The sequence below is a fragment of the Sulfurospirillum sp. SCADC genome, assembly GCF_000743525.1.
Taxonomy (GTDB): domain Bacteria; phylum Campylobacterota; class Campylobacteria; order Campylobacterales; family Sulfurospirillaceae; genus Sulfurospirillum.
The window spans coordinates 13750-27412 of the sequence record NZ_JQGK01000005.1; the positions used below are offsets into that span (position 1 = coordinate 13750).

General features: G+C 41.1%; 18 protein-coding genes. 13 read left to right on the plus strand and 5 right to left on the minus strand.

What is annotated here, in order from left to right; translation table 11 throughout:
* The first annotated feature begins 10 nt into the window (after window positions 1-10).
* From JU57_RS04240 to JU57_RS14000, 7 genes are all read left to right on the plus strand, one after another.
* Window positions 11-1000, plus strand: a complete 990-nt coding sequence (locus JU57_RS04240) for an iron-sulfur cluster assembly scaffold protein NifU (protein ID WP_037957402.1) — start codon at window positions 11-13, stop codon at window positions 998-1000.
* Window positions 1001-1063: 63 nt separating this feature from the next.
* On the plus strand, window positions 1064-1285 hold the full coding sequence (locus tag JU57_RS04245) for a MoaD/ThiS family protein (protein WP_037957404.1): 222 nt from the start codon (window positions 1064-1066) through the stop codon (window positions 1283-1285).
* A 3-nt stretch (window positions 1286-1288) separates the two neighbouring features.
* Window positions 1289-1735: a molybdenum cofactor biosynthesis protein MoaE gene (locus JU57_RS04250; protein ID WP_037957408.1), complete on the plus strand. Its 447-nt coding sequence runs from the start codon at window positions 1289-1291 to the stop codon at window positions 1733-1735.
* On the plus strand, window positions 1732-2946 hold the full coding sequence (locus tag JU57_RS04255) for a molybdopterin molybdotransferase MoeA (protein ID WP_037957410.1): 1215 nt from the start codon (window positions 1732-1734) through the stop codon (window positions 2944-2946). The genes JU57_RS04250 and JU57_RS04255 overlap by 4 nt, the downstream gene beginning before the upstream one ends.
* 61 nt (window positions 2947-3007) lie before the next feature.
* A complete protein-coding gene (locus tag JU57_RS04260) occupies window positions 3008-3307 on the plus strand; it encodes a hypothetical protein (protein WP_037957412.1) in 300 nt (99 codons plus the stop codon).
* A gap of 83 nt (window positions 3308-3390) precedes the next feature.
* The gene (locus tag JU57_RS04265) at window positions 3391-3630 is read left to right on the plus strand and encodes a hypothetical protein (RefSeq protein WP_037957415.1); all 240 of its coding nucleotides are present in this window, start codon (window positions 3391-3393) and stop codon (window positions 3628-3630) included.
* Window positions 3631-4003: 373 nt separating this feature from the next.
* The gene (locus tag JU57_RS14000) at window positions 4004-4180 is read left to right on the plus strand and encodes a hypothetical protein (RefSeq protein WP_294875826.1); all 177 of its coding nucleotides are present in this window, start codon (window positions 4004-4006) and stop codon (window positions 4178-4180) included.
* A 33-nt stretch (window positions 4181-4213) separates the two neighbouring features.
* Here the strand turns inward: JU57_RS14000 and JU57_RS04275 are convergent, their stop codons facing one another.
* The gene (locus JU57_RS04275; protein WP_294875829.1) at window positions 4214-5290 is read right to left on the minus strand and encodes a methyl-accepting chemotaxis protein; all 1077 of its coding nucleotides are present in this window, start codon (window positions 5288-5290) and stop codon (window positions 4214-4216) included.
* A gap of 779 nt (window positions 5291-6069) precedes the next feature.
* Here JU57_RS04275 and JU57_RS04285 point away from each other — a divergent pair.
* Both JU57_RS04285 and JU57_RS04290 read left to right on the plus strand, forming a co-directional pair.
* Window positions 6070-6276 carry a CPXCG motif-containing cysteine-rich protein gene (locus tag JU57_RS04285; RefSeq protein WP_037957426.1) on the plus strand — a complete coding sequence of 69 codons (207 nt, stop codon included), beginning with the start codon at window positions 6070-6072 and terminating at the stop codon, window positions 6274-6276.
* A 93-nt stretch (window positions 6277-6369) separates the two neighbouring features.
* Entirely contained in the window at window positions 6370-6804 is a 435-nt protein-coding gene (locus JU57_RS04290) for a hypothetical protein (protein WP_037957429.1), read from the plus strand.
* Between the two features lie 48 nt (window positions 6805-6852).
* Here JU57_RS04290 and JU57_RS04295 read toward each other — a convergent pair whose 3' ends face one another.
* The 4 genes from JU57_RS04295 to JU57_RS04310 all read right to left on the minus strand — a co-directional run bounded on the left by JU57_RS04295 (window position 6853) and on the right by JU57_RS04310 (window position 10159).
* Window positions 6853-7083 (minus strand): hypothetical protein, encoded by a 231-nt coding sequence (locus JU57_RS04295; protein WP_037957431.1) that lies wholly within the window; start codon window positions 7081-7083, stop codon window positions 6853-6855.
* A gap of 75 nt (window positions 7084-7158) precedes the next feature.
* Complete coding sequence (locus JU57_RS04300) at window positions 7159-8370, minus strand: ATP-binding protein (RefSeq protein ID WP_037957433.1); 1212 nt, start codon at window positions 8368-8370, stop codon at window positions 7159-7161.
* Window positions 8371-8422: 52 nt separating this feature from the next.
* Window positions 8423-8842, minus strand: coding sequence for a YqaA family protein (locus JU57_RS04305; protein ID WP_037957435.1), 420 nt, complete (start codon window positions 8840-8842; stop codon window positions 8423-8425).
* A complete protein-coding gene (locus JU57_RS04310; protein WP_037957437.1) occupies window positions 8843-10159 on the minus strand; it encodes an MFS transporter in 1317 nt (438 codons plus the stop codon). It abuts the gene before it with no gap.
* Window positions 10160-10300: 141 nt separating this feature from the next.
* Between JU57_RS04310 and JU57_RS14005 the strand changes: the two genes are divergently transcribed.
* The 4 genes from JU57_RS14005 (at window position 10301) to JU57_RS04325 (ending at window position 13650) form a co-directional block, all read left to right on the plus strand.
* Window positions 10301-10459 carry a hypothetical protein gene (locus JU57_RS14005; protein ID WP_294875838.1) on the plus strand — a complete coding sequence of 53 codons (159 nt, stop codon included), beginning with the start codon at window positions 10301-10303 and terminating at the stop codon, window positions 10457-10459.
* A 38-nt stretch (window positions 10460-10497) separates the two neighbouring features.
* Window positions 10498-11571, plus strand: coding sequence for a murein transglycosylase A (locus tag JU57_RS04315; protein WP_037957439.1), 1074 nt, complete (start codon window positions 10498-10500; stop codon window positions 11569-11571).
* 161 nt (window positions 11572-11732) lie between these two features.
* Complete coding sequence (gene rdgB, locus JU57_RS04320) at window positions 11733-12323, plus strand: RdgB/HAM1 family non-canonical purine NTP pyrophosphatase (RefSeq protein ID WP_037957711.1); 591 nt, start codon at window positions 11733-11735, stop codon at window positions 12321-12323.
* A 112-nt stretch (window positions 12324-12435) separates the two neighbouring features.
* Window positions 12436-13650 (plus strand): saccharopine dehydrogenase family protein, encoded by a 1215-nt coding sequence (locus JU57_RS04325; protein WP_037957444.1) that lies wholly within the window; start codon window positions 12436-12438, stop codon window positions 13648-13650.
* Window positions 13651-13663 lie beyond the last annotated feature (13 nt).

Consider the following 13663-nt stretch of genomic DNA (forward strand, 5'->3'; position numbering starts at 1 on the left):
GGATAAAAAAATGGCAAAAAATAGTTTAATTGGTGGCTCCATTTGGGAAGAGTACAGCCAAAAAGTACAAGATTTGATGAACCATCCCCAAAATATGGGTGAATTGACCGAAGAAGATGCAAAAAATATGGGTGGAAAGCTCATTATTGCAGATTTTGGTGCAGAGAGTTGTGGCGATGCGGTGAGACTTTACTGGATCGTTGATGAAGCAACTGAAGTGATTAAAGCGGCAAAATTTAAGAGTTTTGGTTGCGGTACGGCGATTGCTAGTTCGGACACGATGGCAGAGCTTTGTATCGGTAAAACGGTTTCTGAAGCGGTTAAAATTACCAACATTGATGTAGAAAAAGCGATGCGTGATACGCCAGATGTTCCTGCTGTTCCACCTCAAAAAATGCACTGTTCTGTTATGGCATACGATGTTATTAAAGCAGCAGCCGCTTCGTATAAAGGCGTGGATGCTGCTTCCTTTGAAGATGACATCATCGTGTGTGAATGTGCACGTGTGAGCCTTGGAACGATCAAAGAGGTCATCAAGATCAACAACCTCAAAACCGTTGAAGAGATCACCAACTACACCAAAGCAGGTGCATTTTGTAAATCCTGTATCAAGCCTGGTGGGCATGAGGCACGTGAGTATTATCTGGTTGACATTTTAAGAGACACCAGAGCTGAGATGGAACATGACCATCTGCTTGCGATCTCTAACTCTAAAATTGAAGGCAGCAATACCGTGAACTTTGATGATCTCACCATCGTTAAAAAATTCCAACAAATTGAAGCGGTGATCGATGAAAATATTCGCCCGATGCTGGTCATGGATGGCGGTAACCTTGAAATCCTTGACATTAAAGAGGGTGGCGATGGTATGAGTGATGTCTACATCCGTTATCTTGGCGCATGCAGTGGTTGTGCGAGTAGCTCAACAGGCACCCTTTTTGCGATCGAAGCGGTTTTACAAGAGAAATTAAGTAAAAATATACGAATATTACCTGTCTGAAAAGACTTCAAAGAAGAGACCCCCGCTCTTCTTTGAAATTCTTACATGTAATAAGGAAACGATGTGGCAAAAGTCGAATTTTTGGGACCCCTTGGGCGTCCTAGTATTGAAGTGGATATTGCAAATCTCAGTGAACTTAAGACCTTTTTTAAAGACGATCAAGAACTTCAAGATTGGCTTGCCATCTGTGCAGTTGCGGTGAACGATACGCTCGTTTGCGACCTCAATATCCCCCTCTCCAAAGAAGATAAAATCTCACTTCTCCCTCCCGTTTGTGGAGGTTGACCTATGTTAGAACTTCACGATGGATCTTTACATGTAAACACTATTTTGGCGGATTGGTATGCCAAAATAAGCGATAAAAATTATGGTGCATTCATCCCTTTTGTGGGCATCGTCAGAGATGAAGATGGCATAGAAGGGCTTAGTTTTGACATTTATGAGCCTATTTTAAACAGCTGGTTTAACGCGTGGCAAGAGAGGGCCAAAGCACAAAATGCGTACTTGCTGATGGCGCACTCACGTGGTGATGTGCCCAATCACACTTCAAGCTATATCGCCGCAGTGGTTTCTCCCAAACGAAAGGTAGCCCTTACAATGATTAACGATTTTGTTGAAGATTTTAAAGCCAATGCGCCGATTTGGAAGTACGACTTGGTGGATGGAAAACGTGTGTATGCTAAAGAGCGCTCGCATGTTTTAAGTGGCTCAGGTCTCCTAAAGGCGGACGTATGAGCCATTCATTTCCTCCCTTTGATGAGACGCTTAAGGCGCTTGAAAACTCCATTCAAACCGAAATTGGCATTGAAAATATTTTTATCGGTGACGCACTGGGTCGTTTTCTTGCCGTTGACATCGTGGCGCAGGACAATAACCCAACGCATGCGACCTCTTCGATGGACGGCTATGCCATTCGTTTTGAAGATCAACAATTAGGCTCACTCACCATTAGCGATTTTATCCCCGCGGGGACTGAAACGCATGGTGTGGTGAACAAAGGTGAGTGTGTGAAAACCTTTACAGGCACCTTGATGAGCGAAGGCAGCGACACGCTGATTCCCATCGAAAATGTCGAAGTTAAAGAGGGAAAAATTCACATCACTTCCGCTGTGTCTAAAGGCTTCGCAGTTCGTCCTGTGGGAGAAAACTATAAAGCGGGTGAAGTGCTTATCAAAAAAGGCACAAAAATTGGATTTGCTGAAATTGGTGTGATGGCAGAAGTGAGCATGGTGCAAGTCGAAGTTTTTATGAAACCTCGCGTTGCCATTCTCTCCACGGGCAATGAAATCTTGGACTTTGGCGAGCCAAAAACGTCATTTGCCCAAATTCGCAGTTCCAATCACGTCACCGTTGAAGCCATTTTACGCCAACTTGGTTGCGAAACAATGCGTTTTAAACTTATCCGAGATGATCGTGATGTGATCGAACAGCAACTCAAACAAGCGCTTATGTGGAGTGACATCGTCATCACCACGGGTGGTGGAAGTGTTGGGGATTTTGATTATTTGCAAAGCATTCTGACCGATATGAAAATCGAAAATATCATCGACGGTTCGTACATGAAACCAGGGCGTCATATTCGCGTGGTCAAAACAGGACACAAATACATCTACGCGCTCCCCGGTTTTCCGTATAGCGCATCGGTCTGTACCTTTTTGTTCATCGCTCCACTGCTTCGCAAACTGCGCGCACAAACCTTCGCCTTGCCAACGATTAAAGCGTTCATGGGCGAGCTCTATAAAAAACGCTCCAAATTTGTGGAATTTACCGCCTGCAACCTTCGCTTTGACCAAGGGCAACTCATCGTTGACTTAGAAGGCAAAAAAGAGGGCAGTAGCGCTATCCTCAATAATCTATTAGACAATCCTGTACTTTTACGTGTTGAAAAAGATGTGCAAATTATCACTAAAGGCGAAATGGTTGATGTTGTGTTGTTAGAGGTGTAAATTAGTATTTGATAAAAAATTAGATATTTAGTTTAAAAATATATTCAAATAAGGATTTTTTATGTTTCAAAAAATTATAGTTGGAACTATGGCTCTTGTGAGTGTTACCATTGTTTTCGCTGAACAAGATGTTATTACGAAAACTGGTAACAAAGAAATTCAAGCTGAAAAGCAAAAAATGACAATCTCAAATATTAATACAAATAAATATATCCTTGGTAAAGTTGCAGAGGTTGATAAAGACTCTAATAAGACCAATGTATCTTCATCAACATTAAGAAGTTCAGGTAATATAGATACGAGTGCAATAGGATTGAAAAGTGCAATTGATGAACAAACAAAGAAGCAAATAGATAAATAAAGTAAACTTGAAAAAATTAGATAGTATTAGAAAAATGCAAAATGCGTTATAATTGACTACTATCAAACACAAAGGAGATTATCGTGCAAATAGCGGTTGATATATCATTGCCACACATTTTAAATCTTATTTCGCAAATGAATCTCAATGAAATTGAGGAAATTAAAAACAAGATTGTCGAAAAAGAACTTTATTTTAAAAAGTTTAAAAAAGACAGCATTGCAGATGTTCTAAGCGATTTTAAAAAGGAAAATTATTCGGATGAATTTTTGAAAGACCTTGAAAATGGTTTGAAAAAAAGTTCTGTTTATCATGCACATTAAATCTTTAAGGGGTGATTTAGAAGCGTATCTTAGAGAACATAATCTAACGAAAAAATTTGAAAAAGCAAAAAAACTTTTTGAAAACAACCCCTTTCATCCCTCGTTAAATACAGAACTCCTTGAACCAAAAGAGAGACTGATTTACTCTTTTAGACTCGATAAAAAATACAGAGCCATTTTTATTTATATAGATACGAGCATGATAGAGATAGTGGTGTTTACAAATCACTATAAATAGCCATTAAACAATTAAAGACAGAAGCAAATATTTAGAAAATTGAAAAGATAAGATGGTGGATGTGGTATTGTTGGACGTGTAAAGTCGGGTGATGCTGGCTCCCCATTGCTCTTCGCAAACCAAATATTTGTAAACATGGCGCATACCAATATTCCAGACTCAATCGAACGTATCGCCGATGCGTGGTCTGCACATAATAAAAGCGTAGCAATCATCAAGCAAGAGAGCATCTCCTTTTGCACACTCTTTTTTAACGATACCTTGAGCAAAGAAGAGGCGAAGAGAATCATGCAAGGCGTGCCTCCGCAATAACGCTCACCTTTTCGTATATTGCGGACTGGCACTTTAGGTTTTATACGCTGAAATTTCTTCTTTGAGTTTTACGGTCATTTGACACAATTCATTGGCAGACGCAGAGATCTCTTCGGCACTTTTTGTATTGTTTGTGGAGAGGGAGCTAATGAGATGGATTTGATGGATGATGGTGCTTGTTGTTTGCACATTCGTTTGAGCATCTGTGTAGAGTTTTTGGATCAAATCAACCGTATCGGTTAGCGTATGGGCGGTTATATCTGTGTTGGAATTGACTGTGTTGGAGGATGTAACAAGGTTTTGAATGCGCTTGATGTTTTGATTCATTTTATCGGAAATGTCATTGACCGATTGCACGATAATATTGATCGTTGCGTTGGTATCGACTAAACTTTTTTGCGTACGCTCCGCCAATTTTCGCACTTCATCGGCAACAACTGCAAAACCACGCCCGTGTTCTCCTGCGCGTGCTGCTTCGATAGCAGCATTTAACGCCAATAAATTCGTTTGATCGGCAATGTCGGATATGATCGTAATAACCTCTTTAACCTGCGCTGCTTCTTCGGAGAGCGTATGGAGGTTGGTATTGATGTCGGATTCTATTTGGGACGTTATATCCAACTGTTCGATTGTGTACGAGAGTGATTTTTTAACTTCTTGCATATTTTCTCCCGTAGCGATGGCTTTTTCAAGAATATTTTTCGCTTCATGGGATGAGATTTCCATGCCTTTTTTCATCGTGTCGGAATGGGCTGTGACATCGACAATGACTTTTGACTCTTCGTCTACGGATTTTTTGATAAAAGAGGTCGTGGTCGAAAATGCTTCTGAAACGGCGACATTGCTGCTGAGCAAGAGATTGATCGTATGGAAGGATTGGCGAAGCATCGTGATGAGCTCATTTAGCTGGATGCTCATCTGCGCCAATTCATCGTTTCCTTTAATGGAGATGTCTTGTGTAAAATCTTTATTGTGCGTTATATTTTGAACACTGACGCCTAAATTTTTAATGGAGGTGACGATATTTTTGGTTATAAAATAAAAAATGCTCATGATAAAGGCAATACTCACAAAGATAATACTGGCTATCTTGGTTGTGTTGCTATCCATCTCTTCTAAATTGTTTGTTTGAATAAGGTGCAAAAGTGCGTCTTGCTCATCTTGAATACTATCTTTTAACGCGTTGGATGTTTTCGTTATTTTAGCAAGCGTTTTACCTTCCTCACTCTCTTGAAAGGCTTTGGTTTTGACGTTTTCTTTATGTTTAATAATTATTTCTGATATGGCGTAGCGTACATCATTCCATTTTTGATATTCATGTGATAAACTGACCAGTTTCTTTTTAAGAACCTCGTCATTTAGAATGGCGGAGAGCTCGTCGATTTTTTTGACGATAGCATCTGAATCTTTTTTAAATTAATCTAAAAAGTTTTGCTTTAAAAAAAGTCTAAATCCACGTAAATCTGCCGATGTTTCACTTGAAAGCGCTTGAATTTCTCCTACTTTTAACAGTCGTATCGTTATCGTTTTCGCTTGTTGATTATTGTTGTACGATATGTATCCTATCGATGAATACGTTATAAAACTCAGAATCGATAAAACAGCTAATTTCCCTTTGATGGTACTCAGATTAATCACTTACACCCCTTTTTTGATCTTGCTACATTCTAAAAATTATAACGGATAGGTGGGTGAAAATGGAGAGAAAATCTATTGATGAAGAAAAAAATGAATTATGTGGGTAAAAAGAGAAACACACCTTTGCGTGAAGGTATTCTTTTACATGTAAAGTCTCAGTCTTTGCCATAAAACGCAACAATTGCTTAAGGATTGAGATACATTTTAACTCAAAATGCGTTAGAATTAAACCACATTTCTGAAAGGTTCTTATGAATAACGAATTATTTGAAAAAACCATAACCTGCCCTTATTGTTGGGAGAATTTTTCCATTTTCATTGAACCCAGTTGCGAAGTGGGTGAGAGTTATGTTGAAGACTGCTATGTCTGCTGTCGCCCTATCGAAATTGTTATTGCCTCAACAAGTGACGATGCAATAGAAATTCGCATCAATCCTATTGAAGGGAATGAGGTTTAATAGAAAGGTTTTCACTTTTGCCTATTACATTTCCATAACTATTTAAGATTCTGTTATAATAGTGTTCATCTTAAATTATAATGAGGAGTATGTATGAAAAAAGTTTTCTTATCGATGGTTGTAGCAGGTGCTTTAGTGTTGCCTTTAAGTGCGCAAGAGGTAAAAGGTCTCAATGTCTTGATGGTCTCAGCAGATACGCAAACTCAAATGATGGGCATGGTGCTCTCAACTAGCGTAATCAAAGACCACAATAAAGTCGTGAATATCACCTTATGCGGCCCTGCAGGAAACTTAGCACTTAAAGAGTTTGAATCAGGTTCTGTAAAACGTGCTGATGGACAAAATGTCAATCCTAAAACTGCACTACAAGGCTTAATCAAAGCAGGCGCTATCGTGCAAGTGTGTCCTCTTTTCCTCCCCACAGCAGGAAAAGATGCTACCGCTTTACTCGAAGGTGTGAGTGTTGCTAAACCACCAATGGTTGCTAAAAATTTGGTAGACACAGCGTTTAAAAACATTACCTTTTAATAAAAAAAATGGGTTACATGTAAAGATTCTTCTTTACATGTAACGTTCTCAAATCTCTTTGTGCTTCTTTCCATTCAACGAAAAAATGCTCTGAAGATGGATCTTTTTCCCACTTTTTAGCATTAAAAACTCTTCATACTCTATCATCATCAATTCTGTGACAACGCCTTTAATGGTGCACGTTTGTTCGTTTTCCAGATAGACAATCGTCGAGGGAATTTTGCGCTGAATCACGACCATGAGTTGGTCGTAAAATTCGCAGGAGATGGGTGAGTTCATTGTAAACCTTATTATCTAAAATTATGCGAGTATTATAGTCTATACACGTTTGAGCGAATTAATTCCACAAAAAACCTAAAACATCATTGTAAAAGGCACCGCCCAAAGGTTTTCACCAAAGGCAAGTGGGTGTTCTCCCATGTAAACGACGATGCCGCGATGAAAAGCGTCGCTACTGTGTTGCAGGTCAATGATGTGCTTAAAGTCGGATTTTGAGACATTTTTGGCAAATTTGACTTCGATAGCAACGATTTTGCCATTGCGTTCGATGATAAAATCAATCTCTTTTTTATCGAGGGTACGGTAATAATAGATCTGCGTGGTATCCGTCAAAAAGCTTTGTTGTTTGCACAATTCATTAAAGACAAACGTCTCAAAAATGCTTCCTATAAACGATGAAGCCAAGAGTTGATCGACGGTTTGAATGCCAAGTAAAAAATTTAAAATGCCCGTGTCGGTAAAGAAGAGTTTTTCACTTTTAACAAACCGTTTTCCGATGTTGGCATAATAAGGTCGCACGCGTTTGATCTGATACACCAACGCTAAAAGATTGAGATGGTTGTCGAGTGTTTTTACATCCAGTGCGCTAGCAATGCTTAGGTCTGCTTTATTGATCATGTTCGCACTTCGGCTGGCAAGCAGGTGAATGAGTTTTGCAAATTTATCAATATTACGAATATTTTCAATGTCACGTACGTCTCTTTCGATATACGTAGCAATGTAGGAGCTTAGCCATAAATATTTCATCTTTTGTTCTTCTAACGAGAGCATTGTAGGGTACATGCCATCTAAAATGCGTTTCATAAGAGAAAATTCATCCATCGATGGTGCTCTTTGCGGTGAAAAATCATCACTGAAAAGTGTCTCTAAAAAAAGTGTTTTAGAATGGCTTACTTCGCCTAAGGAGAGTGGAGAAAGCTCGAAAAGGGCGATACGACCTGCTAAGGTATCACTGACATGTTTAAAATCCATAACGTTGGCTGAGCCCGTGAGAATAAACTCTCCTGCATTTCTCTTTTGATCAATCGCTATCTTAACAGCACTCAAAAGTTCGGGAGATTTTTGAATTTCATCGATAACCACAGGGCGTTTGAGTCCAGAAATAAATAAAAGTGGGTCTTCTTTGGCACGGGAGAGAACCGTGATGTCATCAAGGGTGATATAGTTTTCACACAGACTCATTGCCAGAGTACTTTTGCCACTTTGTCTCGCTCCTGTGATCAGAATAGAGGGAAAATAGTTAAGAGCGTGCTGTATCTCTTTTTGTAAAAAACGTTGATAAAGCATAGATACTCCTTTAAATTATAGGAGTATATTACCATAATTTATGAGAAGTAGTTTATGAAATAGCCAAAAATCCAAGATAAACAAACCCATACCGCGCCAATTTGGCAAAGGCAACGATAATGACAAACTTCCACCACGCATAACGCACGATGCCAGCGACGAAAGTGAGTGGGTCGCCGATGATGGGAAGCCATGAAAAAAGCAGACTCCATGCGCCGTATTTTTCAAACAGTGTGGAGGCTTTTTGAAGGTGTTTTTCGTTCATATAGTTTTTGCGCAGTGCAAAATCCGTAGCGTATTTTCCTAAAATATAATTGACACAAGAGCCTAGTGTATTGCCCAGTGTGGCAACGACTAAGAGTAAAAAAGGGTTGAGGTGCTCGCTTAAAAGATAGACAAAAAGGGCTTCGCTTCCACCAGGCAGTAGCGTGGCAGAGGCGAAGCTTGTGAAAAAAAGGGAGAGAAAGCTCACCTATTCTAAAACCGCTAAGATGGTCTCTTTGTTGGTTGCTTGTGAGTCATACTTGATGACGAGAAGGTGTTCACTTTCGTTTTGGTACCATTCGATGACACCTTTAACATGGCTAAGATGCAAGGTACGTGTCATGTCGATGGTGGAAAATGGCAAATAGAGATTTTTATTGTGGCTTGGATTTTTAAGTGCGGCTATTAAAAATAGCCAGAGAATACAGGTGATAAAGATAACCCAAGCAATTTCCATGATGCCAAAGTGTTGCAAGAAATACCCACCAAAAACACCACCAATGAACGTACCTGCGTAACCAAACGTGTTGAAAACGCCTAGTGCTGCACCTTTTTGGTGCACTTTCGCGTATTTGCTCGCCATAGACTGCATCAAAGGTTCGTGCATGTTAAAGCCGATGAAAAAGATCACCACACCCACGATAAACCATGAGGCACTTTTCGCGTAGCCCATCATCACATAGCTGATCGCAAAGAGTGCGACACCGATCATGAGCATCTCTTTGGAGCGGTGTTTTTTCTCCCCTAAAATCGCCGAAGGACCCATCGCAAGGACACCACAGAGCATCGCTGGGAGATAAACCATCCAGAGTTCTTTCTTCTCAAAGCCAAACTGTTGCACCATAATGATAGGAATGACCATAAACGCCAATGTCATCATCCCTTTTTGCAGCATATTGGTGATGTTCATGTTCATCAGGTTGCGGTCTTTTAAAATGTGTTTAAGCTCTGTCTCATCGGCGCCATAATTGTGAATAATTTTGGGAGGATTGGGGACTTTGGTGTAGAGTACGATTATCGCAAACGCTGAGAGAGCCGCGGTGATAAAAAAGAGTTTATCGACCCCATAGTAGCCACCGATCACGGAGCCTAGCATCATCGAAATGGCAAAACTCGCGGCAATACAGCCACCCATAATCGCCATAGCGTGTCCACGAACCTCTTCTTTGACCATATCGCTGATCATCGCTGTTCCCACAGCGCCAATCGCCGCGGCACCTTGCAAGAAACGTCCGATCATCAGACCGTAAATGGTTTCACTGTACGCACACACCAGTGAGCCTACAAGAAAGATAACCAATCCAATAAAAATAGTAATTTTGCGTCCAATCTTGTCGGACATAATGCCAAAAGGAATTTGAAGCAACATCTGCGTGAGCGCGTAGCCACCGATGGTGATACCCACTAAAAATTCGTTAGATCCTTCCAGATGCAGTGCATACACGGAGAGGACGGGTAGGACGATAAAGAGACCTAAGAAACGGAGTGAAATGATAAGGCTAAGGGGAAAAATAGTTTTAAACATCAGTCTGATAATCCTCGAAGAGATATAGAAGTGACAATTTTACCTTGGTTAAACTTTGAAAATTCTATGGGATTTGTAAGCATCATATCGCGCAAGGTATATTTATGTTATACTTTTTTCACCAAATGAAAAGGATAGACCATGGAAATTACACATGTTTTGGGTTTTGTAGGGTGTGTGGTTGCGTATTTTGTTTCGCTGTATTATGTGGGATTGAATCACTGGATTGTCATGGAACACAATAAAATCTATGCCGAGTTTGATGCGATTAAAGCGGAGTTAGCGACGCTTAAAAAGTAAATGCGAGACACTTTGGTGTCTCTTCTTAATGGATGGTAATGCGAAAGAGTTTCTATTTTTGTGTCTGTTTAATGGTTTTGGTGAGCGGTTGTAGCTTTAAAACGACGGCTCCAACGCTTCAAGATGAAGCTTTAGTCAGCTCGCTTCAAGAGCAAAATGAACGCTTTGAAATGCTCAGTCACACTGAGAATTTTGATGAACTTCTCTTCATGTTTCGCCAAAATTGTGCGGCACCTCTCACCAAAAAAGTGTACGCCAATGTCTGTGAACAATCCTTACATGTAAACGATGCGAAAGCTTTTTTTAAAAACTCTTTTGAGCTTAAAAAGATTGAGCCCAACGAACAGCGCTCGATGTTGACGGGTTATTATGAGCCTTTGTTGCATGGCAGTTTGAAAAAAACAGAACGGTTCAAATACCCCGTTTACGGCAAACCCAAAGACCTTGTGATGATCGTGGGGGAGAATGACAAAAAGATGCGCGGGCGTTCTGTAAAGGGCAAAATGATGCCTTATTTTACGCGTGAAGAGATCGGCAAGCGTAAACTCAACGCGGAAGTGCTCTGTTATGTGGACGATAAGATCGATCTTTTCTTTATGGAAGTGCAAGGCTCTGGCAGGGTTGAGCTGGAAAATGGCAACGTCATTTTCATAGGTTATGCCGATGCTAACGGGCATGCGTACAAATCTTTGGGGCGCGAGATGATCAACCGTGGCATTTTCAACTCTGTGGATGAGGTCTCGTTGCAGAGCATCAAAGCGTGGCTTGTTGCGCACCCAAGCCAGATCGACACATTGCTCAACACGAATCCCAGTTATGTTTTCTTCCGTAAAATGGAACAACGCGCCACGGGGAGTTTGGGACTGGTGCTAACCCCTGAGCGTTCTGTTGCGGTTGATCGCACGTATATTCCTCTGGGGTCTCTTTTGGTGGTCAAAAGTGAATCGCCTAACTACACAGTTGAGAAATTTGTGTTTGCCCAAGACACGGGAGGTGCCATCAAAGGACCCAATCGCGCCGATATGTTTATGGGCTACGGAGAGAGGGCACAATGGATCGCAGGTGAGCTTAAAGCACCGCTTGAGCTGTGGATCATGCAACCCAAGTTTTAAACAAAGAATGGATAAAATCAAGGTTTAGAACTAACCCTTTCTCAAAACGGTTGAGACACGACGGGAGCCCCGAAACGCTCCGCTTATTCGTCCCATCGGCTCAAAGTGTTTCGTGCGGGTTATTTCTAAAACCTTTTACATGTAAGGTAATGGAGCAGCGTTTGAGAATTATTTTAGCCACGTCCAATCACGGTAAAGTCAAAGAGTTTCAATCTTGGATCAGCGAGTATGAAGTGGTCGCGTACAGCGACATTATGGCACCGTTTGACATTGATGAAACGGGGTCGACTTTTAAAGAAAACGCTCTGATTAAAGCGCGCGCCGTCTATGAAAAACTAGAAAACAAAAATGACATCGTTTTAAGCGATGACAGCGGCATTAGCGTGCCTCTTTTAGGCGGAGAGCCCGGTATTTACAGTGCGCGTTACGCAGGAATCAATGCGAACGCAAAAGAGAATTTCACCAAACTGATTGCGGCATTAAAAGACAAAGGTATCCAAAAAACGCCTGCATTTTACACCGCGGCGATTGCGCTTGTTTGCGCCAAAGGCGAGTTTTGTGTGCATGGCTGGATGCACGGCGATGCGATTGCGCAAGAGCGTGGCACAAATGGTTTTGGGTATGACCCGATGTTCATTCCCTGTGGTTACAACCAGACACTGGGCGAATTGGATGAGAGCGTAAAAAAAGCCTTTTCACACCGAGCACGTGCGCTTGAACTCGCGTACATCGTACTTAAAAGCTTGAAATAAAAACGTAACCAAAACACTCTATAATAACTCTAAAGTCAATAGGCTTTTTTGATAATTTCTATGGTTATAGGGATTATTAAAGAAGCCTCAATGAAAATCTCAAAGGATAACAATGGCAACAGTATTAATTATTGGCGCGGGTGGCGTGAGCCGCGTGGTCACCAAAAAATGCGCAATGAACAGTGATGTATTCAGTAAAATCGTCTTGGCAAGTAGAACCAAATCAAAATGCGATCAAATCGCAAACGAGATCAAAGAGTCTTTACATGTAAACATTGAAACGGCGGCAATTGATGCGGATGATGTCGAATCACTCGTCGCTCTTATCAAAAAAGTAAACCCAGCGTTGGTGATGAACATCGCTCTTCCATACCAAGACCTCACCATCATGGATGCGTGCATTAAAACCAATGTTCCTTACCTTGACACCGCCAACTACGAGCACCCAGACTTGGCAAAATTTGAGTACAAAGAGCAATGGGCAAGAGATAAAGCCTTTAAAGATGCAGGCATTATGGCGCTTTTAGGCAGTGGATTTGACCCAGGTGTGACGAACGTTTTTTGTGCCTATGCGCAACAATATCTTTTTGATGAGATCAACTCTATCGACATCTTAGACTGTAATGCAGGCGATCATGGATACGCGTTTGCAACCAACTTTAACCCAGAAATCAACCTTCGCGAAGTAAGCTCCAAAGGGCGTTATTGGGAAGAGGGCAAATGGATTGAAACCGAGCCTGTTTCGGTAAAAATGGTCTGGGATTACCCCGAAGTAGGGCCAAAAGACAGTTATCTGCTGTATCATGAAGAGTTAGAGTCTTTGGTGCAAAACATTAAAGGGCTTAAACGTATTCGCTTCTTTATGACCTTTGGTCAAAGCTACCTCACTCACATGAAATGCTTGGAAAATGTCGGTATGCTTCGCATCGATGAAGTGGACGTTGATGGCGTGAAAATCGTGCCGATTCAACTCTTAAAAGCGTTGCTTCCAGATCCTGCAAGTTTGGGATCAAGAACCGTTGGTTTTACGAATATCGGGTGTGTTTTTGAAGGACTTAAAGATGGTCAAAAACGCAAAGTCTATATCTACAATGTGTGCGATCACCAAGAGTGCTACCGCGAAACGGGTGCGCAAGCGGTCAGTTACACCACGGGTGTGCCTGCGATGATCGGAGCGAAGATGATGTTAGAGGGAAAATGGGCTGGTAAAGGCGTTTTCAATATGGAACAATTCGACGCAAAACCATTTATGGACGAGTTAAATACACAAGGACTTCCTTGGAAAATCATCGAAATGAAACCAGAGGAAACGTTCGAAGTTAAATAATTTTTTAGGCTCA